The following is a 22,976-nucleotide window of genomic DNA, read 5'->3' on the forward strand; positions in this document are numbered from 1 at the left end:
GCGATGCAACCGACGGTTATCGAGACATGGCCTGCCCCCGCCAAACTGAATCTGTTTCTTTATATTACCGGTCAGAGAAAAGATGGGTATCACCTGCTGCAAACGCTATTCCAGTTTCTGGATTACGGTGACACCCTGACGATTAGGCCACGTGATGACGACCAGATTAACCTGCTTACCCCCGTGGATGGCGTAGAGAATGAGCAAAACCTGATCGTCCGCGCCGCACGCTTATTACAGCGGCACTGCGAATGCCATGATCTTCGTCCTGCCCGGTTCGGCGCAGATATCAGTATCGACAAATGCCTGCCAATGGGCGGCGGACTGGGCGGTGGCTCATCCAACGCGGCTACCGTATTGGTCGCCCTTAATCATTTGTGGCAAAGCGGGCTGAGCGTTGATACGTTGGCCGAGTTGGGACTGCAATTAGGTGCGGACGTTCCCGTGTTTGTTCGTGGACATGCCGCCTTTGCCGAAGGTATTGGTGAACAGCTAACCCCCGCGAATCCACCAGAGAAATGGTACCTGGTGGCGCATCCTGGCGTGAGTATCGCCACACCGTTGATCTTCGGCGATCCCGAGTTGACGCGTAATTCGCCAGTTCGTGATTTAGAAACTTTATTAAACCAGACCTTCGTCAATGATTGTGAAGCTATCGCAAGAAAACGTTTTCGTGAGGTTGAACAGCTACTTTCATGGCTGCTAGAATATGCCCCGGCGCGCCTGACTGGAACGGGGGCTTGTGTGTTTGCAGAGTTTGACACCGAGTTCGCAGCCCGTCAGGTGCTTGACCAGGCCCCGGAATGGCTAAACGGTTTCGTCGCGCGAGGCGTTAACGTCTCTCCGCTGCAACGTACGCTTTCTGGGCAACTTTAGGTTTTGCCACACACCGGCTGCCATGCGGCCAGTCTGTAGCAAACTTAATTCATACACCCGTATGCATATTGTGCCTGTTGCTTGTCCCTGCCCGGCAGGCGCAATATTTCTCTGGACGCAAGCCTGAGGTTCTTCTCGTGCCTGATATGAAGCTTTTTGCTGGTAACGCCATCCCGGAACTAGCACAACGTATTGCCAACCGTTTGTACACTAGCCTTGGCGACGCCGCTGTCGGTCGTTTTAGCGATGGCGAAGTCAGCGTGCAAATCAATGAAAATGTACGCGGTGGTGATATTTTCATCATCCAGTCCACCTGTGCACCCACCAATGACAACCTGATGGAACTGGTTGTGATGGTCGATGCTCTGCGTCGCGCTTCCGCGGGACGTATTACCGCTGTTATCCCCTACTTCGGCTATGCCCGTCAGGATCGTCGTGTGCGTTCCGCACGTGTGCCAATCACCGCGAAAGTCGTTGCTGACTTCCTGTCCAGCGTCGGTGTTGACCGTGTTCTGACCGTTGATCTGCACGCTGAGCAGATTCAGGGTTTCTTCGATGTTCCGGTAGATAACGTATTCGGTAGCCCGATCCTGCTGGAAGATATGCTGCAACAGAATCTGGAAAACCCGATCGTGGTTTCTCCTGATATCGGTGGCGTTGTGCGCGCGCGCGCCATCGCTAAACTGCTGAACGATACCGACATGGCGATCATCGACAAGCGCCGTCCACGTGCCAACGTTTCTCAGGTGATGCACATCATCGGTGACGTCGCTGGCCGTGACTGTGTACTGGTTGACGATATGATCGACACTGGCGGTACGCTGTGTAAAGCGGCGGAAGCGCTGAAAGAGCGTGGTGCTAAACGCGTATTCGCTTACGCTACACATCCGATCTTCTCAGGCAATGCTTACGAGAACATCAAGAACTCTGTCATTGATGAAGTGATTGTCTGCGATACCATTCCGCTGGCGGAAAACATTCGTTCACTGCCGAATGTTCGTACGTTAACGCTGTCTGGGATGTTGGCCGAAGCGATTCGTCGTATCAGCAACGAAGAATCTATTTCTGCGATGTTTGAACATTAATCGCTGCTGACCGAGTAACCGCTCGCAAACGCTGATGAAGCCACCTGTAACAAGGTGGCTTTCTTATTTCTATCACGATCAAAAACAAAAAACCGCCATAGCAAAGCTACAGCGGCTCTCATGTTCAATTTTCATTAACGCCTATGGCGCCATTAACGGTTATGGGTGACGCTGGCGGCGGCAACGCTTATCAAAGTGTTTAACCCACCAATAACGGTCTGCGACTTCCTCACGCCCGCTAATACGTGCTCCCACTAACCAAAATATTGCGCCAGAAAAAATACCAACCAGATCAATATAAGTCATATATTCAGGGACATTCAGTTTAGGGAATTGGCTGGCGATGGAAAAGCCAATACCGCCAATCATCAGGATCATACCAAACCCCATCAACATGTTACCCAATACTGTCACGTTTTTACGTTTCATCTGCCACCTCCAGATTAATTCTGTGGATGAATCGGAGTGCCATTACCGCTGACTTTCTTATTATTGATGTAATTATAGACAATAATGTGCATGGATGATTGCGGGAGGGATCACAGATAAAAGGAATGATTAATGTTTTTTTACGTTTAAACAAATAAATAGACAAAAATCCGAATAATCACATTACTAAACAAATAACATTGTACTTACATTCCAACACCGCAATTTGGCTATCTACCACACGGTGTGTAAACTAGCGCTTTCGTTTATCACGCTACCCTGCTTAAGTGTAAGCACGTAATCTGGAATATACCGTGAGCAGCATTAAATTAATTGTCGGCCTGGCGAATCCCGGTGCTGAATATGCCGCCACCCGCCATAATGCGGGCGCCTGGTTTGTCGATCGGCTGGCGGACGCTTACCGTCAGCCGCTGAAAGAAGAAAGCAAATTTTTTGGTTACACGTCTCGCCTGAATCTGGCTGGTCAAGATGTACGCCTGCTGGTTCCCACCACGTTCATGAATCTGAGCGGCAAGGCCGTTGCGGCAATGGCCACGTTCTATCGCATCCAGCCTGATGAAATCCTGGTTGCCCACGATGAACTGGATTTATTACCGGGGATTGCCAAACTTAAACTGGGTGGCGGACACGGCGGCCACAACGGGCTGAAAGATATCATCAGCAAATTGGGTAACAACCCAAACTTCCATCGTTTACGCATTGGTATCGGCCATCCGGGCGATAAAAGCAAAGTGACTGGTTTTGTGCTGGGTAAACCACCGGCAAGCGAACAGACGCTGATCGACGATGCCATTGATGAAGCCGTGCGCTGCACAGAAATTCTAATGAAAGAAGACATGATCAAAGCGATGAACCGTTTACATGCCTTCAAAGCGGCATAATCTGGCCAGAATACGGATGGTAGATCGAGATAAATCGCCATTCCGTGTATAATCGGCCGAAATATTTCCATTCTGACAGACGATACACAGTAATCGTCTGATTAATAAGTTATTTAAGGTGATATAAACATGGGATTCAAATGCGGTATCGTTGGGCTGCCTAACGTCGGTAAATCCACTCTGTTCAATGCGTTGACCAAAGCCGGCATCGAAGCGGCCAACTTCCCGTTTTGTACCATCGAGCCGAATACCGGCGTCGTGCCGATGCCCGACCCACGTCTGGACAAACTGGCTGAAATCGTTAAGCCACAGCGTATCCTCCCTACCACCATGGAATTTGTTGATATCGCCGGTCTGGTAAAAGGTGCGTCCAAAGGTGAAGGTTTGGGTAACCAGTTCCTGACCAACATCCGTGAGACGGAAGCCATCGGCCACGTTGTGCGCTGCTTCGAAAATGACAACATCATCCACGTAAACAACAAAGTTGACCCGGCCGATGACATCGATGTGATCAACACTGAGCTGGCGTTGTCTGATCTCGATACCTGTGAACGCGCCATTCATCGCGTGCAGAAGAGAGCCAAAGGTGGCGATAAAGATGCGAAAGCTGAACTGGCTGCGCTGGAGAAATGCTTACCGCAGTTGGAGAACGCCGGGATGCTGCGTTCGCTGGATTTAAGCGATGAAGATAAAGCCGCAATCAAATATCTGAGCTTCCTGACGCTGAAACCAACCATGTACATCGCCAACGTCAACGAAGACGGTTTTGAAAATAACCCGTACCTCGATAAAGTGCGCGAAATCGCTGCCGCTGAAGGTTCTGTCGTCGTGGCCGTCTGTGCCGCTGTTGAATCAGATATCGCGGAACTGGATGACGCTGACCGCGAAGAGTTTATGGCTGAGTTAGGTCTGGAAGAACCGGGACTGAACCGCGTTATCCGCGCGGGCTATGAACTGCTGAACCTGCAAACCTACTTCACCGCGGGCGTGAAAGAAGTTCGTGCATGGACCATCCCTGTCGGCGCTACCGCCCCGCAGGCCGCGGGTAAAATTCACACCGACTTCGAGAAAGGCTTCATCCGCGCCCAGACTATCGCCTATGAAGATTTCATTTCCTACAAAGGTGAGCAAGGCGCGAAAGAAGCCGGAAAAATGCGTTCAGAAGGCAAGGACTACATCGTAAAAGATGGCGACGTCATGAACTTCCTGTTTAACGTCTAAATAGCTTCTGTTGTCTCATGAGGCGCACTGCAACCTCGTGAATATCACAAAAATCCACGCAACTGCGTGGATTTTTGTTTTCATGGCGTCTCATGAAGTCATTCGCATCGTCTTTCCTTTGTCTCACCTCACTACAGCGCAGCAAAAAATGAAGCTGCGCTGGAAACTGACAGTGACTCAGGAACGTTGAAGGGAACGGTACTTATCGCCCGCCGGCGGTACAGAGATGACTACCGTTTTTTGCACACAATCCTCAACCACCTCGATCGAAGAGGAATATGGCGTACCCAGTTTGTTGGCACCGAGAATAGCCGGGATGTCTATACCTCGGTCAGCAAGCTCACTCATTGCAGACGCTGGCAAAAGCTGAGCAAGGATATTTACGGCGAATGTAGGAACGTCAAAACTTTTTTCCAGAGTTCCAGCAACGAATTTTTCCACGTTGATTTTTGACACAAGCTGCTCCTTGTATGGGGGAATAGGCTAACGGCTAAGTTGCAACGAAACTCACATCAGCTCGCGACATGGCGCGAACACATCCAGTTCGGATTGGTACACCCTGCTTTGAACAGCAAACAGGCCAAGCCTGGAATAGTAAAATTGTCGTGGCTATAGTCTTTGTTCTCCGCGTTATTGCGCAGACAGGTGAGATTGAAGCCGGCATCTTGCACAAATACCGGTGAGAACCACATCACCATAGGCACCTGCATTCGCTCTTTGGACGCAATAAGGTAAGGCGTGCCGTGTAGATAGATACCCCGCTCTCCCAACAACTCACCATGATCGGAAAGGTAGATCATGGCTACCTCGCGACAGTCACCTGATGCCAAGCGCTGAACGTATCGTGCGCACTACGCAGGAAATGCAACGCCAGTTGACTTGCCTGTTGCTGCTCTCGCGCGATCCGCAAACCCTGCCTCTAGCCGATGTGCCTCTACATCCATTATTCGAGGAATGCATTACGCGATGCCAACCCTGGCTGGCAAAAAAGCCCGTAACACTGGCGCTGGATGCGCCGCAAAACGCCCATCTGCACACCAATGCCGAACTGGCGCGCAGCGTGGTCTGGAACCTGCTGCGTAACGCCTGCCAATACACGGATGAAGGTGAAGTACGTATTGCACTGCATGGCACGACGCTGGTTATTTCTGACACCGGCCCGGGCCTGCCGCCCAGCATCGATCCGCAACAATTTCAGCGTTTTTTGCCCAGCGCACGTCAAAATGGCGAGGGGCTTGGTTTATCCATCGTACAACGTATTGTGGAACATCTGGGTTGGCACATGACGGTCGAAAGCTCAGAAAAAGGTTGTCGCTTTACGCTAGAAATGTGTCGCGCGTCGTCTATTCACGCATCATTACCCTAGCAGTGCATGATATGAGCTATTTAATCATTCAGATCCCACCACTGGCTAAACGTCTGCTGCGGGTTATCAACCTGAACGCGTTCACCAATGCGGGGTGTCATCAGTCGCCAGTCCTGGTTTTGGCTGGCCTGCGAAATACGCGCCAGCGGGTCGTTCCAGCGGTGGTGCGCCAGCTTAAATTTGCTGTTATGACTCGGTAGTACCGCTTTAGCCTGTAAATCACTGGCGGCCAGTGCGCTCTCTTCCGGCGTCATGTGAACGTAGGGCCAGTCCCGATCGTACTGTCCACATTCCAGTATCGCGATATCGAATCCGCCCAGACGCGCAGCAATTTCTTTGTAGTGTGCGCCATAGCCGCTGTCCCCACCGAGATACAGGCGATGTTGTGGCGTGATCAGCGCAAACGACCCCCACAGCGTTTGATTATGCTTGAGGAGTCGGCCGGAAAAATGCTGTGTCGGGAGCACATGGATTTCCACCCCGTTCTCTTTCAGGCTGCTGAACCAGCCGCCTTCCGTAATGTCTTTCTGTGGGAAGCCCCATTTTACAAAGTAGGAACCCACGCCCGTTGGCGTGACAATGCGGCGGATTTTCCCGCGTAACGCGTTCAGCGTGGGGTAATCCAGATGATCCCAGTGATCGTGGGTAATCAGCAGGTAATCGATAGGAGGAACATCGTCCGGTGAATACACATTGCTGCCCTTGAAGGCGACATTGGTACGTGGCACTGGCGAAGCGTTGTCGCTAAATACCGGATCCAGCAGGAAGGTTTTTCCTTCCAGTTGAATAAAGTAGCTGGAATGTCCCATCCAGATGATGACGTTATCCGTTTTCTTTAACTGATGCAGATCGGTTTTTTCCGACGGCAGTTGGGTATCTGGCAACGCGCCAGCGTCTTTCTCGAAAAGAAAGCGGTACAGCAGTGCGAACCGGTTCTGGTTCCCTACCGTCGGACGAGCAACCGGGTTGTGAAACGCGCCATTGCGAAAGAGTGGGTTTTCCGGCTGGGGTTCTACCTCTGGTGATACATACTGCGGCTGCTTTAACCAGCCGTAAACGGCGACTGCAATTACAGCCAAAACGAGTAACAAAAGCATAGCGTTTATCCGGTGTTATTTCGTAATGGAGTCGTTTCGTGGTGAATATGGGTTCGTAATGATGCTGTCAGGGATCGACTTTATGGCACCGGCAGTTATGCACGAACGCCAGGAATCTGGCAAGGGCGTATCAGGGGATTTTTGGTGCAAAAAAAGCGAAGGCGCACTCGCCTTCGCTCTTGGGCTCTGATGAGAAACAGTGACAGTCTGTCACCGATGGTGCCCGTTCAGGTGCATCAGGCGTGTATTATTTTTTAAGCGCCAGCAGCGTTTTTCCCATCCCGATAACGAATTCATTCTGCTGCCCGATGACCTTATGCAGCCCGGCTTCATCCTGAATATTATCGACCGTATTAATGGCCTGTACTTCCAGCACACGTCCTTTAATCAGCGTTGCACACAGCGAATGCAGAACTTTGTTATTTAGGATCGTTTGTAAACAACGATAAGGCGTTGCATCGTCAATGTTTCCCGCCCGCTGATCGGGTTTGATGCGCTGGCGCAGCATCTCTTTTTCCGTGCTGGCGATTACCGCATCCAGATCGCTGGGCGTCGAAGCAATGGGAATGGTGCCTTTGCTGTTTGGCGGTAGCATATACAGGGAAACCAGCGCCTTATTGCCTGTCGTAGGATCGATATATTCGGTCTGCACCATGTGGTTTGCCGCATCGACCACTTTTTCTCTCTGAATCATGTTCAGCAGCTGCGCCGGTAATGCATCGGTCAGATCCTGCGTGGTATAGCCGACGAACAAATCTGGAGCTGTTGTCTCTGCGACACCATAGAGCGGCAGCGCCAGTAACAGGCCAACAATCCCTTTCTTTATCACACTGATTTTCATTATATTCCTCGACGATTCATTGTGTGCTCTCCCCTATCCCACTACGCGTTATTCTTCGCTCGCTGATGTGGATAACCTCAGGCGTTTTTTTATCACGTTTACGCGCAACAACGCATTCTACAACAACAGGAAAGCATAGCATTTTTTATACAAAAACTTGTTGTCGGAGGATTGCTTCGCTAGAATCGCGCCGTTTACTCACCCCTATGTGTCATTTGGAGCCGCAAAGTGCCCTGTACGTCAGCCTCCCACTAACCGCCGACGACTGCATTAAGCAGCTTCGATTCGGCGCAGTCTGCGCCAGCGTTGGCTGCGGTACGAATTCCCTTCTTTCCCCGCGATTGTGCGGAGCAAAGAACGAATCTCCCGCTTCCTCCCCCGCGACTCTGACCTCTGGAATGCCAGCGGCCAGCTATTGACTCGCGCCAGAACACGTTCGTCGGCCCTCTTTTTTTACCGTAGATGGGCCTGGCTGCGCCAATAACGCAGCAGGCGAAAAATATGAATTTACATTCAATACCGTTATTAAAATATCCGCGTATCCCTCATCTGGAAGGTTCGCGTTTACAGTCCGGCGATGATGGGTCGGACCAAATTGCACTGAAAGCGCTGGCAGGCCGCTATGTCGTCATCGAAGAAAAGATCGACGGCGCGAACAGCGGCGTGTCCTTCAATGAAACGGCAGAACTCTTGCTCCAGTCGCGCGGCCATTATCTGGCTGGCGGCTCGCGGGAACGGCAGTTCAACCAGTTCAAGCTTTGGGCCACCGCGCACGAAATGCGTTTTCTTGAGCTATTGGAAGACCGTTTCGTGATGTACGGCGAATGGGCTTACAGCAAGCATTCCGTGTTTTACGACCGTTTGCCGCACTATTTTCATGAATTTGATATTTACGATCGTCGTGACGGCATTTTTTTATCGACGGCACGCCGACACGCGATGCTGGCCGGTTCGCCCGTGTTGTCTGTTCCGGTACTTTACGCTGGGGAAATGCCCACTCACCCGGCGTTGCTGTGGAAGCTGGTGTTCCGTTCACTGGCGAAAAGCCCAAGTTGGCAGACCACGTTTGAATCCACCGTGCAGCGTGAAGGTTTGCCGCTTGCGCTGTGCTGGCATCAAACCGATAAATCAGACCGTTCGGAAGGCCTGTATCTGAAGGTAGAAGATGATGAACAGGTACTGGCGCGTTACAAGCTGGTACGCCATGACTTCATCCAAACCATTCTGGACAGCGGCTCACATCATTCCCGACGTCCTATTTTGCCGAACCAACTGGCAGAAGGCGTTGATCTGTTCGCGCCCTGTCCAACTGTATCCTGGGAAATGCTGGGGCTGAATACGCTGCGTTCTTTAGACGCGCTCGCCGCCGCCATGCCCGATAAGTCAGGAGTATGATTATCATGGATTGGAATACCATTAGGGGATTGGTCCCCGCCTCTGGCGCACAGCCAGATTTTGCTGATTGTCTGGACGCGTTTCCGGTGCTTCAACGCGCGAAAGAGACGCCGCAAGAGCCGCGTTACCACGGTGAAGGTGATGTCTGGACACACACCATTATGGTTATTGAGTCGCTTTTGCAGCTTCCCGATTACCAGACTGCCACACGCGAGCAGCAGGAAATCTTGTTTTTTGCCGCATTGCTGCATGACGTTGCGAAATACCGCACGACGGTGATTGACCCGGTGACGGGGCAAATTGGTCAGCCAGGGCATTCTCGCAAAGGGGCCATCGACGCTCGTGTGCTGCTGTGGGATACCGGCGTTCCGTTTGCGATTCGGGAAGCGATTTGCCGCTTAATTTCGGTGCATCAGGTGCCGTTTTACTGCCTTGAGGATGAGCGGCGTCGGATGTCGCCACTCTTTACGATTCGCGAATTATCGTGGCAGTTAAGCATCCCGCTGCTGGCAACGCTGGCGGAAGCCGATATGCGTGGGCGCATCTGTCAGGATCAAGCGCGCGTGCTCGACAGTATTGAGCTGTTCCGCGAGCTGGCGCGGGAAGAAGGCTGTTACGGCCAGCCGAGAGCATTTGTCGATGCCCACACGCGCCTGAGCTATTTTCGCGGTGCCGATGTGCATCCAGATTATCCGCTGTTTCAGGAGCCGGGTTCGAAAGTCACCGTCATGTGCGGCTTACCCGCTTCGGGAAAAGACACCTGGGTACAGGCGAATCGGCGCGGTTTACCCGTGGTTTCTTTCGACGATGCGCGAACCGAGTTGGGGTTAAAACACGGCGAAAACGAAGGAAAAGCGGTGCATTGGGCGACCGACAAAGCGCGTTCACTGCTGCGAACGCATGAACCGTTCGTGTGGAACGCCACACACCTGAGCCAGCAAATGCGCACCCGCACGTTGGATCTGTGCTACGCCTACGGCGCAGAAGTGGAGATTATCTATCTGGAGCGCCCACGGCAGGAATTACTGCGCCGCAACGGCAAACGGGACACCACATTGAGCAACAAAACGCTGCAAGGTATGCTAACGAAATGGGAACTTCCCGCACCGACGGAAGCGCATGCGGTGAGCTATGAAGCCTAACGCAGCCGCAGTTCCTCCCAGCGCGGAAGCGTGGTAAACGGGATCTCGTATTCCGTGATACCGTTTTTCTTTGCGCCAAAATACTGTTTTTCATAGACTAACTTATCGTCCTCAAAACGCACGGGGACGATAAATCCCCCCGCCGCCTGAGAAACCTGACATTGCCTTTCTTCAAGCACATCAATGCAGAGTAACGCCGTTTGTGGGCCGTCGCGTTCCGCCGTAGAGAGCCACTCTTGCACTGCAAGATAACGCGAATCCGGCGACCACAGCATGTCTTTGCCGAAAACGCGATCTTCCAGCGTTTTCCCGTCGATGGATAGCGAAAAATAAGGCGGGCCAAACCGAATTTCACCGATACAAATCACTACCGCGTTATGTTGTTGATCGAATGAGGACAGTTTGTGCAGCATAGGAAAAAATTCCAAATCAGTCTGATGTTATCTCAATCAGATTACCATCAGGGTCGCGGAGGATCGCTTCATAAAAACCGTCTCCCGTCATCCGAGGTTGAGCAACTAAAATGCCGCGCTCTGCGGCTTTGCTGGCTAGTGCCTCGACATCCACCTTGCTCCCGACCGAAATCGCGACGTGCGCCCAGCCGCAGCCTTCTTTATTGGCTAAGGCTTCCGCCAACACCGGCAGCGTCATTAGTTCAATAGAGGCGCCTTCACTCAGTTGAACGAAATGCGATTCAAAACCGGGGCGATTCCGGCTCACATATTTTTCCCCCACCTGCGCGGCGAAGAACTCTTGCCAAAATGCCGCCTGCGCGGCCAGATCGGTCGTCCATAGCGCAACGTGTGCCACTTTCATCATGATTCCTTCTTAACAACCATCGTTTTTCATATCGTCTGGATGGGTCGCGGCTATGACCGCGTTCCGTTCAGAATGGCTAAAACCTGTTGATGCAATGCCGGATCACCGGTCGCGACAACGGTACCCCCCGCTTCCGCTCGCTGCCCGTTGAGATCGGTGATGATGCCACCTGCCTGCTCAATAATCGGGATCAGCGCGACAATGTCGTAGGGCTGCAATGCAAATTCCACGCAGATGTCAATCTGGCCTGCTGCCAGCATCGCCATGGCGTAACATTCTCCGCCATAGCGCGTCATCAGCGTGGTTTCTGCTAGTTCTGCGAAGTGAACCGCCGGGTGCATGCTCAGGGCTTCTGGCGCCGTAGTGTGAAGAATGGCCTGTTCGAGCGACACACCTTTACGCGTGCTTAAACGAACGTCCCCATTGCGGTCGCTACGCCAGGCCTGTGAACCCTCCGCCCAAAAGCACTCCCCGGTAAACGGCTGGCTCATCATCCCCATCACGGCACGTTCATGATGCAGCAGACCGATAAGCGTTCCCCACACGGGTAAGCCACACAAGAAAGGTCGGGTGCCATCGACAGGATCCAAAACCCAACGCACCGGGCCTTCCCCACTCAGGCCAAATTCTTCGCCCATAATCGCGTGATCGGGATAACGACGCGTAATGTGCTCGCGGATGACCCGCTCAGCCTCCCGATCGGCTTCTGTCACCGGATCAAAACGGAAACCTTCTTTTGGCTTCGTCTCAATTTGGTTTGCGGTAAGGGAACGAAAACGCGGTAACGTCTCCTGGCTGGCAAGCGTGGCGAGTTCATGGAAAAAGGCAATATCGGGAAGTAACTGGCTCATGGTGTTTTACCTTCCTATCGCATGGGTATAACGGTGCCGGTAGGCATTGAAGAGGATTAATGATAACGCTCATTAATGCTCGGTTATGAGTTATTTTGCGTAATTATATCGCTCGATTATGCACAAAGACATCGGCAACCACAATTCACATTCTTATGGTCTGGATAAAAAAATAGCCCCCAAACGTCTCCGTCAGGGGGCTAGAGTAGGCATCGCTGGGCGATCTTATTGCCTTTAACTCAGGTCGGCACCGTTGCTGGCAATCACCTTCTTATACCAGTAGAACGATTTCTTTTTCTTTCTGGCTAATGTGCCTTCGCCCCGGTCGTCGCGATCGACATAGATGAAGCCATAGCGTTTGCTCATCTCACCGGTGGAGGCGGAGACCAGATCAATGCAGCCCCATGAGGTATAACCGATGACCGGAATACCATCGCCAATCGCGTCCGCCATCGCACTGATGTGCTCACGCAGGTAGCTGATGCGATAGTCATCATCAATCTCGCCCTGTGCGTTAATCTCGTCCTTCGCGCCCAGTCCGTTCTCGACCAAAAACAGCGGTTTCTGATAGCGGTCATACATCATGTTCATGGTGATGCGCAGGCCCAGTGGGTCAATTCCCCAGCCCCATTCGCTTGCCTTGATATGCGGGTTCTTCAGCGATTTAACGATGTTCGCCGCACTGCTGTTGTGCTCGTTCATATCCGCCGACGCACAGCGGGAGGCGTAATAGCTGAAGGACACAAAATCCACCGTGTTCGTGAGAATCTCATCATCACCCGGTTCGGACGCAATCGTGATGCCCTTCTCTTTAAATAACCGGCCGGTATACGCCGGATAGGTGCCGCGCGCCTGCACGTCGATAAAGAACAGGTTCTCACGATCTTTATTCAACGCTGCCCAAACGTCTTCCGGTTTGCACGACCACGGATAGAAATTACCGCCAGCCAGCATACAACCGACCTGATTTTCCGGATTGACGTCATGCGCAATCTTCGTCGCCAGCGCGCTCGCCACCAGTTCATGGTGTGCGGCCTGATATTTCACCTGTTCCTGATTTTCCCCATCGGCGAAGACCAGCCCCGCGCCGGAAAATGGGCTATGCAGCAAAATATTGATTTCATTGAACGTCAGCCAATATTTCACTAACCCGTCAAAGGCTTCAAAACAGGTTCGGGCGTAACGTGCAAAGAACTCCACCATTTTCCGGTTACGCCATGATCCGTACTCGGTGACCAGATGCATCGGCACATCGAAATGGCACAGCGTCACCAGCGGCTCGATGTTGTATTTCTTGCATTCGGCAAACATATCGCGATAAAAGGCGATGCCGTCGGCGTTGGGCGTCAGCTCATCCCCATTCGGGTAGAGCCGACTCCAGGCGATGGAGGTACGGAACACCGTGAACCCCATTTCCGCCATCAGTGCGATATCGTCCTTATAGCGATGATAGAAATCGATCGCCTGATGGCTGGGATAAAACTCGTCCTCGCGCAGCGCGAAACGCGGTTCTTGCCCCAGTTTCACCGGCAGACGATTCACGCCGTGAGGGATCATATCTACCGTCGTCAGCCCTTTACCGCCTTCAAGGTACGCGCCTTCTGCCTGATTGGCCGCAATCGCGCCCCCCCATAAGAATCCATCGGGAAATGTTGATGCAGACATACGCTTTTCTCCTTCGTACTTCATTTAATGAGTGCCTAACTTAATTCGTATTCGTTGCGTGCTGCGGCGCGGCAACCGTATCGCCCTGTACGTGTTTCTCTTCCGGTTTTTCTTCTACCGGAATGTCTTCAAAGCCCAGCAGCAAAGTAACGAAGAAGGAAATCACGACAGACAGAATCATGACGCCGAATACCCAGGCAATGCTCATTGGGTTGGCAGGATCGAAGAACTGTACGCTGGTAAACAGCCCCGGCGACGCCATTGAATGGCTTGCCAACCCGCCGATACCAGCAACGGCGCCACAGATAAAACCGGTCATTAAACAGGCGATCAGCGGACGCTTCAGGCGCAAAGCCACACCGTACAGCGCAGGTTCAGAGATCCCGGCAACAATCGCCGATGCCGCCGCGGCCAGCGCGGTCTGACGCAGTTCCGGGTTTTTGGTACGCCAGGCGACGGCGAGTGAAGACCCGCCAAGCGACAGGTTCGCGCCGATTTCAGACGGCATCACCATCCCTTCTTTACCGGTTTCGGCGATGGTCTGAATAATGGTTGGTGTAAACACGCGGTGCATACCGGTCATCACCAGCAGCGGCCAAATAGCGCCCATAATGGCAACGGACAACCAGCCCAGATAATCATGTACGGTGTACACCACCGCAGAAATACCGCTACCGATCCAGATCCCAATCGGGCCGATAAGCATGATGGCAATCGGAGACGCAATCAGCACAATTAACATCGGCTTCAGGAAATTCTTGGTCACCGCTGGCGTAATGCGGTCTACCCATTTTTCAATGTAAGACAGAATCCAGGTCATGCACAGTGCCGGAATCACGGTGTAGGTGTATTTCACCGCCGTGACGGACAGCCCCATAAATACGACCTGCTGACCCTGCGCCGCTTTTGCCATCAGATCGATAAACGTCGGATGAACCAGCACCCCAGCGATAGCAATCGCCAGCGACATATTGGTTTTGAATTTGACCGCCGCAGACGCGGCCACCATGATCGGCAGGAAGAAAAATGCACCATCGCCAATCACGTTCAGAATCGTCAGCGTGGAAGATCCCTTCTCGAATATGCCCGTCATATCCAGAATCATGGCGAGCAGTTTCACCATTGACCCGCCGATAATCGCCGGAATGAGCGGTGACATCGTACCAATCAGCGCATCCAGAATGCCCGCTCCAATGCGTCGCAGCGTAATTTTGTTGTTCACCGGTACCGCTTTTTCTGCCGCGGCGCCTTCCGGCAACAGTTTTACCACCTCGGCATAGGCCTGAGAAACGGTGTTGCCGATGATGACCTGGCACTGGTTATCGTTTTTCACGACGCCCAACACGCCGCTTATTGCCTTCAGTTCAGCCACATTCGCTGCATCATTATCTTTAAGCACAAAGCGCAGGCGGGTCATACAGTGTGTCACGGCAGCGATGTTATCAGCACCACCGATGGCATCAACGATCGAACGGGATACAGCCGCATAATTCTTTGACATGGATAGACAATCTCTCGTAATCGCGCACGCCCCCTGGTTCAACAAACGACTTAACGCGTCCGAAACGGGGATATGATTGGATGTGCGTACATTTATTATTCAATTTCATACGGTTATAAACGTATTCATGCCGGTATCCCTTCTCTAGGCAACGTAATGAAACGCTGATGAGTAACCGGTTCCACATGATAGTGTTTATATATGAATAGTATTTCAATAGATTTATTATGAATATTTTACTTATGTGAACACGATCGCCATGAATCGCGTTCACGGCTCCACTCTCATCGGTTCTGTCCTTATCACCCTGCTTCTGCCAGTGTAAAATGGTAAACGTGTTCAACGTGTCAGGATGTCCCATGTCGACAATGCAGGAAGTGGCGAAGAAAGCAGGCGTATCAAAAGCGACGGTATCGCGCGTGCTATCGGGTAAAGGCTATACCAGTGAGGAAACCAAAACGCTGGTCTATCAGGCCATTGAGGAGACGGGATATCGGCCAAATTTACTGGCGCGAAATCTGGCGACCAGCAAATCCGCCTGTATTGGTTTGGTGGTAACCAACACACTCTATAACGGCAGCTATTTCAACGAACTGCTGTCACAAGCCGCCAAAAAACTGGAAGACAATGGACGCCAGTTGATTCTGGTCGATGGCAAACACAGCGCCGATGAAGAGAGAGCCGCGATTCAATTCCTGCTCGGGTTGCGCTGTGATGCGATTATCATCTATCCCCGTTTTCTTAACGTGGATGAAATGGATGACATCATTGAGAAGCACAAGCAGCCGATCATGGTGGTCAACCGTAAACTGCGTAAACACCAGAGCCATTGCATCTGCTGCGATCACAAAGGTTCCAGCTATCACGCCACGCAGCATCTGATCGCACGCGGCCATAGAGATATTGCTTTTATCACCGGCTCTCTGGATTCGCCGACCGCTATCGAACGCCTTTCCGGCTATAAAGAGGCGCTGACGGCGGCCAATATCGCAGTACGGGACGAGCTGATTGTGAGAGGAAAATGGACACCGCACAGCGGATCGCTCGCCATTACCACCCTGCGCGATAGCCGGGTATCGTTCAGTGCCGTTCTCGCCAGCAATGACGACATGGCGATTGGCGCGATAAAAGCGCTGGATGAAGCTGGCGTTGCTGTCCCACATGACGTTTCTGTCGTCGGGTTCGACGATATTCCCACCGCGCCGTTTTTGAAGCCGTCGCTCTCCAGCGTTAAAGATCCGGTGAGCGATATGATCAATGAAGTGATTAACCGCCTGATCGCGATGCTGGATGGCGGATACTTCTCGAAAGACAATCTGTTCTTGTCCGAACTTCGAGTCAGAGATTCCATTCAGGACGGGCCGTACTTGTAACCAACCCGTCCGAATCCGCTACGGGGTCGTTTCAGACCCCGTTTTAACGCCGAATTTCCCTTTCAGTCGCTGAGCGCATTCTGCACAGCAACAGGTTTAGAATTGCCACTGGACGCCCACGCTGTAGCGCGTTTGATCGCCATCCCGATGACCGAAACGGCTGCCGACTTCGGAATACAGATTCAGACTTTCTGCCGCAAGCCACTGTACGCCGACCGTTGCCCGACCGAAGTTCTTATCCTGTTCACCCACCGCCACGCGGCGGTTTGCGCCATCGACACGATCTTTCACCGTAAAGCTGGAATCGAGCCCATCAGCCAATTCTCGCACCCACGCCACCGTAGCATAAGGTTGCAGCGACGTTTTGTTGCTGAATTCCACTTTGCCACGCACGCGCCAGCCCAGACTGGCTTCCAGCGAATCTACATCCTGTTTTTCATACCGCACGCCCGTCCGCAGGTTGCCTTTATCATCAAACGCATTGATGCGGTAGCGTGCGTAATCCAGCCCGACAACCGGACCGGTACGCAGTTCGCTGAGCGGAAAATCATAGCCGCCGGTTACGCGGGCACCGACAAATTGTGCTTCGGTATTGCCATCCAACGTGTTGTCCAATAGCACCGGACCACCCGCAGATTGCAGATACACCGAGCGGCGTGACGAAATGGCCGCCCGGCCCGCCGTCACGTCGCTGCTCAACCAGACTGGCCCTCCCTGATTCAGCAAACCGTAAATACCTGCTTGCCAGGTATCGCTTTCAATATGTCCATTACGCTCAAGCTTATCCTTGCTACGCAGAAGGCTCAGGCTGCCACCAATCGTGACACCGTCACTTAACTGATAATCGACCAGTGCATAGGCCATCGCCTGACGGGCACGCTGCTGCGGTGTACGGTCGAAGCCATTTGACGGAATCACATCGCCCTCAACCCCGACGGCCGTATCCAGCGTCCCTGCGCTACGCGTGGTATTTTGCAGCAGCAGCCAGCGCTGATTGTGCAACTCACTCAGCGACTGGCGCTGACGTTTCAGGCTCTCTTCCATAGCCCGTTGCATCGCGGCAGCAGAATACGCCGAATGCAGTAAATCGGTATTGGAGATCTCCAGCAGCAGCCGTGTCACCAGCCGTGAAACGTCACGCAGGCGCTGATCGACACGTTCCTGACCCAGCACGCTGGTCAGAAAGGCTTCGTTATCCACTGTGGGGTTATGCCACGTCGCCCCTCCCGGCACCGCAGGGTTCGTGGTTTGCTCATAGCCATCCTGATCGCCAATATCCCAGTTGGTCGCCTCCATATAGAGCACGGGAATATCAAACGCCGCGTTGAAGCTATCGCCATCGCTGCAACAGCCAGTACCTGCCGGATAACTCGCATTCAGCCCCGGATTGGTGAACAATTCGATACCCAGTTCGTTTGCAATACGCAGCGTCTGTTGACGCAGGCTGGCTAACTCAGGATTCGCCACGCTGTTATCGCCAGCGTGGGCGTAGAGTTTGTCACCGGTGATCATACTGTCCATATTAATCATGGCCTTAAGGCCGCCCGCGGTTCCCTGCGCGATCAACTCGTTAACCATCGCGCGCGAACCGCGCAGCCCTTCTTCTTCCGCACCAAAGGCTGCGAAGACCAGCGTTTTTTCCGTCTGAATACCGCTAAAATTACGCGCCACTTCTGTCAGGATCGATGCACCGGAGGCGTTATCATCCAGCCCTTGCAGCGTCGGCCGACCGAAGAAGGTATCAAAGTGCGCGCCAGTAATAATGTATTCGCTGCTTAGCCCGGTATTATAGGCCAACACGTTTTGTGACGAACGTGTCGTACCGCCTGCCGTCCAGGAGAAATCCTGCCTGACGGTGGTATAACCGGGTGCCATACGTTGCGTCATCCAGTCTGCCGCGCCGGCAAAATTGGCCGTACCGCGATAGCGCCCTGGATAATCATTAATGAGCGTATCTACGGTCTCGCGCGCATAATCCCCGTAATCATAAGCCCATGCGGGTACACATAAACACGCCATCCCCACCGCCACTGCAACTTGCTTAAACATGAACATCACTCCCTTTTCTCATTATCAACAACACCAGAGGAACCTTATTCAGGTCATGTCTTTGTTAAAAAAAGAAAAATAGCAGCAATATTCATTCCAATGCTATAGAAGCAAAAGAAATATGATGAAATGTGTCAAAGCGCAGCAAAGCGAAAGTAAATAGTCAGAATTGTGTAAGGCTGATTAATCATAGCGTTAGTCATGAATAAACCTGACTTGACACAGGTTACAGACGAAGGGGGATCGAGAAAAAAAAGAGAACAGGAACGAGACGGGCTTGGTAAAAATATTTTTATGAAGAGGCATCGATGAGATGCAATGAGGATAAAAAAACAAAATACGCACCGAAAACGATCGTTTTCGGTGCGCGATTATCCATTTTACCAGATTGAGACAGCCCTAAACGTAGACGTTAAGCTGGTTATTTGCCGTTGGACGATTGATCCCATCGGCAATGGGTGGCTTAAATACGGAACCGCTATTTTCGTACGTGACCCGAGAACGGGTAGACGCATCCGGGTGAGGATAACCAGAGAGTTGCGACGAGCGGGAAATACCTTGCACATAATCAAGTTTGTCAGGCGTGGAGTAATATGACACCGGAGAAACCAGGTTGAGACCAATCATTTTTTCCCCCTATTTATCTCATCGGCCAGTAAAACTTATCTTGCTTACTAATGAGTATAGAACAGTCAAGCAGAGGGAATATGTAAGGTTTTGTCTGAAAAAACACCGTGGGCACGACTTTGACAAAGAAAGAAAAAAAGACGACTAATAAAAAGAGACAACAAACAACCAGTTTTATTTTTTCTATTTATTATCAAAATGTTACTTATTGCCCTCCCACACGCGCAGGCGGCCAGCCGCATTTTTATACGGCGAAGCCGTGTTGAACTGAATCATCCGACCACGGGTCTACTTACCGTACCAGCATTCACCATAGAGCTGTGTACTGATCAAACGGCGGTACCGCTTTGTCATCGCTCACATTTTTCGGTCTTACTCAGCGCTGAGCCAGCAGGCGGATTGATGCCTCGCGCTCGCGGGGGGACGTCACGGGCGTATGGATGATGAATTCATCCACGCCAAAGCGCTGATGGTAAGTTTCCAGACGCTGATGAATATGTTCCGGCGTGCCGTAAAGCACATTGCGCGGCTCCTGAACGATGCGGAAATCCGTTGCGCCCGCCTGCCGAACGAAATTGTCGGCCAGCTCTTGAGTGCCCACCGTCAACGGCGGTTTGTTCTCAATATAAACCTTATAGTTATGCTGCGTGCTGGCCAGCGCTTCCGCCTCTTCATGGTGTTCGGCGGCAATCACCGACAGCGACAGCAGCGTCTGGGCGCTGTCGGGCTTCAATTCCCGATAGCTCAGGAGAGACTCCGTCAGTAGCGTTTCACTGGCGTTAATGAACCCGGCGAAGACAAAACTCCAGCCCAACGACGCGGCTAAGCGCGCACTCTCCTGGCTGGCACCCAGCAGAAAGCGCTGTGGCGCGTGTTCCGGTAACGGCGTGGCATTCAGGCGCTCGGCCGTCTCATCATGGCTGTCGAGAAAACGGTTTAATTGCTGTAATTTCTCCGTGAAGGTCACCCGTGTCGCTTCACTGATTTCCTGCTGTAGCGCACGCGTTGCCAACGGCAGCCCGCCCGGCGCTTTGCCGATCCCCAAATCGACACGTCCACCCGACAATGCACCGATCACATGGAAATTCTCTGCGACCTTATACGGGCTGTAATGCTGTAACATCACCCCGCCGGAACCAATGCGCAGCGTGGTGGTGTGTGCCAACAGCCAGGTGATTAAAACCTCGGGAGATGACCCCGCCAACTCATCAGAATTATGATGCTCGGAAACCCAAAAACGATGATAGCCAAGCGCTTCTGCCACTTGCGCCAGCGAAACGGTTTGTGCCAACGCCTGTTCCACGCTCATGCCTTCGGCAATCGGGCTTTGATCTAATAAACTGAGCTTATATCCCACGATGTTTCCTTATTTTCAGCGACGCTATTTTCAGCAACCATCCGTCAACGTCATTTATTAATAATGACGTTTTATTTCAAAACCATTCATTACATAATGATTTATTTCAAATAAAGCGTCACAGTAAAAATCAGGAAAAGGAAAAACAGAATAAGAAGCATGTTGCATAACAGCGTGAAATATAAATATCAATAACGGATTTTGTTAGCAGGAATTTTAATAAAGAAAAGTTGTCATTACTAAAAAAACAAGTTACGCATAAATCATTCGCATTACGAATAGAAAATGGCATTGCAATCCCAAAACCTTAAATAATTCGGGATAAAAAGGCATGAAATATAACCAGATGGTATTTATCCACTGAGTCGCTATCGGCTACCTTTATCATGTTTGAGTTTTGTTAAGGAGGTGTATTGATATGGCTGAATCTATCCCCTGTTGTGATACGTCATTCGAGCAACAGCTAATTAACTGGCGACGGCACCTGCATCAGCACCCGGAACTGTCCAATCAGGAACACCAAACCACCGCGCACATCACCCGCTGGCTACAAGAGAAAGACATCCGCCTGTTGCCCCTGACGCTGACCACTGGCGTCGTTGCCGAGATCGGCCACGGTAGCGGCCCGACGATTGCGCTGCGGGCCGATATTGATGCCCTGCCGATTGAAGAGTTGGTGGATGTACCGTTTCGCTCTCAGCACGCAGGCGTCATGCATGCCTGTGGGCACGATTTCCATACTGCGGTGATGCTGGGTGCCGCCTGTTTGCTAAAAAAACGCGAATCTGTCTTACCGGGTAAAATCCGCGTCTTTTTCCAACCGGCAGAAGAGGTTTCTACCGGCGCTAAACAGTTCATCCGCGCGGGTGCACTCGCCGATGTGGCCGCCGTTTTCGGTCTGCACAACGCGCCTGAGCTTCCCGCTGGCACCTTCGCCACACGCAGCGGCCCGTTTTATGCCAACGTGGATCGCTTCGCCATTCACATTACGGGCAAAGGCGCGCACGCCGCCAAACCCGAACAAGGCATCGACAGCATCGTCACCGCCTGCAATATCGTCAATGCGCTGCAAACGTTGCCCAGTCGCAGTTTCAGTTCGCTGGAATCGCTGGTCATCAGCGTTACGCGCATTCAGGGCGGCAATACCTGGAATGTACTGCCGCAAACGGTAGAACTGGAAGGTACGGTACGCACCTACAATGCCGCGATTCGCGCGGAAATACCGGAACGCATTGAACAACTGATCGGCGGTATCGCCCTTGCGCTGGGCGCCAAAGCGGAACTGAAATGGTACCCCGGCCCACCCGCGGTCGTGAATACCAGCGAATGGGCAGATTTCAGCAAACAGATTGCCCGAGACGCAGGCTATCAGGTGGAAAACGCCGAGCTGCAAATGAGCGGCGAGGACTTTGCACTTTACCTTCAGGAAATACCGGGCACCTTCGTCAGCATTGGTTCAAACAGCGAATTTGGCCTGCACCATCCTCAGTTTAACCCGGATGAAAGTGCGATTGCGCCAGCCTCACGGTATTTCGCACAGCTGGCGGAGGCCGCGTTACATCGCCTGCGTACCACGAAAGTCACTCCGCCGCAGGCCGTACTGTCTTCATCGTAATAGCTTGTTCTACAAATAAAATCCCCTCTGCACGATCAATTCGGCAGAGGGGTATTGATTACATTAATCCGATATTAGGAGAGACACGGGGATGACGTTCCCGCAGGGATGCCTCACCCCGTGGTTGCTCCGGGTATCTCGATCGTGAAACGGTCGGAATTAAGCGAGAAAGTGATACAAATTAACCGCGAACAGCATGATAACGGCGGGAAAAATACACCAGACCATCGGTGCTTTCACCCTGCTTCAGTGCTAACACTCGGCAAATAAAGATATCGTGCGTCGCCGCACTCACCACTTCCTCAATCAGGCAGTCAAACGCAACCAGTGCATCCCGCAACACCGGTGATCCGGTGTGCAGCACGTCCCACTCCGCTGCCGCAAACCGCTCTTCGGTAGACGAGCGGCTACCAAACAGCGTCGACAGCGCTTCATGATGGGAAGCCAACGTATTGATGCACAAATGCGCATTCGCCTGAAACGCGGGATACACCGACGAACCGCGATTCAAACATACCAGCAGCGTACCGGGCGAATCGCTGACGCTGGACACCGCGGAAGCCGTAAATCCAGCTTTACCCGCCGGGCCATCCGTCGTCACGACATTAACCGCAGCGCTCAGCCTTGCCATCGCATCGCGAAACGCCTGCCGGTCAACCGTAACAGCCGCAGCAGAGAACGCCGCGTCATTCGCGGTTACGTGTCGTTCAGCTATCAAATCAGACATTAAATACTTCCTTTAGATACGGCGAAGAGACATGATTG

The 22,976-nt window shown here is 52.3% G+C and carries 23 protein-coding genes and 1 pseudogene; 9 read left to right on the top strand and 15 right to left on the bottom strand.

The annotated features are described in order from the left end of the window. Positions 1–3 precede the first annotated feature (3 nt). Positions 4–876 carry a 4-(cytidine 5'-diphospho)-2-C-methyl-D-erythritol kinase gene (gene ispE / locus NAL19_RS10725; protein ID WP_225084718.1) on the top strand — a complete coding sequence of 291 codons (873 nt, stop codon included), beginning with the start codon at positions 4–6 and terminating at the stop codon, positions 874–876. Between the two features lie 137 nt (positions 877–1,013). Then, entirely contained in the window at positions 1,014–1,961 is a 948-nt protein-coding gene (gene prs / locus NAL19_RS10730; protein ID WP_010274915.1) for a ribose-phosphate diphosphokinase, read from the top strand. Between the two features lie 159 nt (positions 1,962–2,120). Here prs and ychH read toward each other — a convergent pair whose 3' ends face one another. Further along, complete coding sequence (gene ychH, locus NAL19_RS10735; protein ID WP_263057313.1) at positions 2,121–2,390, bottom strand: stress-induced protein YchH; 270 nt, start codon at positions 2,388–2,390, stop codon at positions 2,121–2,123. A gap of 314 nt (positions 2,391–2,704) precedes the next feature. Between ychH and pth the strand changes: the two genes are divergently transcribed. Next, positions 2,705–3,292, top strand: a complete 588-nt coding sequence (gene pth / locus NAL19_RS10740; protein WP_263057314.1) for an aminoacyl-tRNA hydrolase — start codon at positions 2,705–2,707, stop codon at positions 3,290–3,292. A gap of 129 nt (positions 3,293–3,421) precedes the next feature. Beyond that, a complete protein-coding gene (gene ychF / locus NAL19_RS10745; RefSeq protein WP_263057315.1) occupies positions 3,422–4,513 on the top strand; it encodes a redox-regulated ATPase YchF in 1,092 nt (363 codons plus the stop codon). A gap of 177 nt (positions 4,514–4,690) precedes the next feature. On the opposite strand, the gene NAL19_RS10750 is transcribed toward ychF, so the two are convergent. Beyond that, positions 4,691–4,969 carry a hypothetical protein gene (locus NAL19_RS10750; protein ID WP_225084721.1) on the bottom strand — a complete coding sequence of 93 codons (279 nt, stop codon included), beginning with the start codon at positions 4,967–4,969 and terminating at the stop codon, positions 4,691–4,693. A 56-nt stretch (positions 4,970–5,025) separates the two neighbouring features. Beyond that, positions 5,026–5,313 carry a sulfatase-like hydrolase/transferase gene (locus NAL19_RS10755; RefSeq protein ID WP_250160533.1) on the bottom strand — a complete coding sequence of 96 codons (288 nt, stop codon included), beginning with the start codon at positions 5,311–5,313 and terminating at the stop codon, positions 5,026–5,028. Positions 5,314–5,336: 23 nt separating this feature from the next. Between NAL19_RS10755 and NAL19_RS10760 the strand changes: the two genes are divergently transcribed. Beyond that, positions 5,337–5,879: a sensor histidine kinase gene (locus NAL19_RS10760; protein ID WP_263057316.1), complete on the top strand. Its 543-nt coding sequence runs from the start codon at positions 5,337–5,339 to the stop codon at positions 5,877–5,879. Between the two features lie 20 nt (positions 5,880–5,899). Here the strand turns inward: NAL19_RS10760 and NAL19_RS10765 are convergent, their stop codons facing one another. Further along, positions 5,900–6,976 carry an MBL fold metallo-hydrolase gene (locus NAL19_RS10765; RefSeq protein WP_263057317.1) on the bottom strand — a complete coding sequence of 359 codons (1,077 nt, stop codon included), beginning with the start codon at positions 6,974–6,976 and terminating at the stop codon, positions 5,900–5,902. A 247-nt stretch (positions 6,977–7,223) separates the two neighbouring features. Further along, positions 7,224–7,817, bottom strand: coding sequence for a hypothetical protein (locus NAL19_RS10770; RefSeq protein ID WP_263057318.1), 594 nt, complete (start codon positions 7,815–7,817; stop codon positions 7,224–7,226). 501 nt (positions 7,818–8,318) lie between these two features. Here NAL19_RS10770 and NAL19_RS10775 point away from each other — a divergent pair. Both NAL19_RS10775 and NAL19_RS10780 read left to right on the top strand, forming a co-directional pair. Further along, complete coding sequence (locus NAL19_RS10775; protein ID WP_263057319.1) at positions 8,319–9,212, top strand: RNA ligase family protein; 894 nt, start codon at positions 8,319–8,321, stop codon at positions 9,210–9,212. After that, a complete protein-coding gene (locus tag NAL19_RS10780; protein WP_317630274.1) occupies positions 9,209–10,354 on the top strand; it encodes an AAA family ATPase in 1,146 nt (381 codons plus the stop codon). The genes NAL19_RS10775 and NAL19_RS10780 overlap by 4 nt, the downstream gene beginning before the upstream one ends. Here NAL19_RS10780 and NAL19_RS10785 read toward each other — a convergent pair. The 5 genes from NAL19_RS10785 to ascF all read right to left on the bottom strand — a co-directional run bounded on the left by NAL19_RS10785 (position 10,351) and on the right by ascF (position 15,190). Further along, positions 10,351–10,767 carry a hypothetical protein gene (locus tag NAL19_RS10785; RefSeq protein WP_263057321.1) on the bottom strand — a complete coding sequence of 139 codons (417 nt, stop codon included), beginning with the start codon at positions 10,765–10,767 and terminating at the stop codon, positions 10,351–10,353. The two genes, NAL19_RS10780 and NAL19_RS10785, sit on opposite strands and share 4 nt — an antisense overlap. A 16-nt stretch (positions 10,768–10,783) precedes the next feature. Continuing rightward, positions 10,784–11,170, bottom strand: coding sequence for a VOC family protein (locus tag NAL19_RS10790; protein ID WP_263059697.1), 387 nt, complete (start codon positions 11,168–11,170; stop codon positions 10,784–10,786). 53 nt (positions 11,171–11,223) lie between these two features. Continuing rightward, complete coding sequence (gene hisN / locus NAL19_RS10795; protein ID WP_225084730.1) at positions 11,224–12,024, bottom strand: histidinol-phosphatase; 801 nt, start codon at positions 12,022–12,024, stop codon at positions 11,224–11,226. A 234-nt stretch (positions 12,025–12,258) separates the two neighbouring features. Beyond that, positions 12,259–13,689 carry a 6-phospho-beta-glucosidase gene (locus tag NAL19_RS10800; RefSeq protein ID WP_263057322.1) on the bottom strand — a complete coding sequence of 477 codons (1,431 nt, stop codon included), beginning with the start codon at positions 13,687–13,689 and terminating at the stop codon, positions 12,259–12,261. Between the two features lie 40 nt (positions 13,690–13,729). Beyond that, the gene (gene ascF, locus NAL19_RS10805) at positions 13,730–15,190 is read right to left on the bottom strand and encodes a PTS cellobiose/arbutin/salicin transporter subunit IIBC (protein WP_263057323.1); all 1,461 of its coding nucleotides are present in this window, start codon (positions 15,188–15,190) and stop codon (positions 13,730–13,732) included. A 359-nt stretch (positions 15,191–15,549) separates the two neighbouring features. On the opposite strand from ascF, the gene NAL19_RS10810 reads away from it, so the two are divergent. Further along, entirely contained in the window at positions 15,550–16,563 is a 1,014-nt protein-coding gene (locus tag NAL19_RS10810) for a LacI family DNA-binding transcriptional regulator (protein ID WP_263057324.1), read from the top strand. Positions 16,564–16,659: 96 nt separating this feature from the next. Here the strand turns inward: NAL19_RS10810 and NAL19_RS10815 are convergent, their stop codons facing one another. From NAL19_RS10815 to NAL19_RS10830, 4 genes and pseudogenes are all read right to left on the bottom strand, one after another. After that, the gene (locus NAL19_RS10815; protein WP_263057325.1) at positions 16,660–18,612 is read right to left on the bottom strand and encodes an autotransporter domain-containing protein; all 1,953 of its coding nucleotides are present in this window, start codon (positions 18,610–18,612) and stop codon (positions 16,660–16,662) included. A 399-nt stretch (positions 18,613–19,011) separates the two neighbouring features. Further along, complete coding sequence (locus tag NAL19_RS10820) at positions 19,012–19,239, bottom strand: hypothetical protein (RefSeq protein WP_263057326.1); 228 nt, start codon at positions 19,237–19,239, stop codon at positions 19,012–19,014. Positions 19,240–19,440: 201 nt separating this feature from the next. After that, positions 19,441–19,560, bottom strand: a pseudogene (locus NAL19_RS10825) (ClbS/DfsB family four-helix bundle protein); the annotation flags it as partial. 55 nt (positions 19,561–19,615) lie between these two features. After that, positions 19,616–20,596 (bottom strand): LLM class flavin-dependent oxidoreductase, encoded by a 981-nt coding sequence (locus tag NAL19_RS10830; protein ID WP_225084736.1) that lies wholly within the window; start codon positions 20,594–20,596, stop codon positions 19,616–19,618. A 418-nt stretch (positions 20,597–21,014) separates the two neighbouring features. Between NAL19_RS10830 and NAL19_RS10835 the strand changes: the two genes are divergently transcribed. After that, positions 21,015–22,211 (top strand): M20 peptidase aminoacylase family protein, encoded by a 1,197-nt coding sequence (locus NAL19_RS10835; protein ID WP_263057327.1) that lies wholly within the window; start codon positions 21,015–21,017, stop codon positions 22,209–22,211. A 181-nt stretch (positions 22,212–22,392) separates the two neighbouring features. Here NAL19_RS10835 and NAL19_RS10840 read toward each other — a convergent pair whose 3' ends face one another. After that, positions 22,393–22,938, bottom strand: coding sequence for a flavin reductase (locus NAL19_RS10840; RefSeq protein ID WP_263057328.1), 546 nt, complete (start codon positions 22,936–22,938; stop codon positions 22,393–22,395). Between the last annotated feature and the right edge of the window lie 38 nt (positions 22,939–22,976).

Source organism: Pectobacterium sp. F1-1 (assembly GCF_025643735.1).
In the GTDB taxonomy this organism is placed as follows: Bacteria; Pseudomonadota; Gammaproteobacteria; order Enterobacterales; family Enterobacteriaceae; genus Pectobacterium; species Pectobacterium colocasium.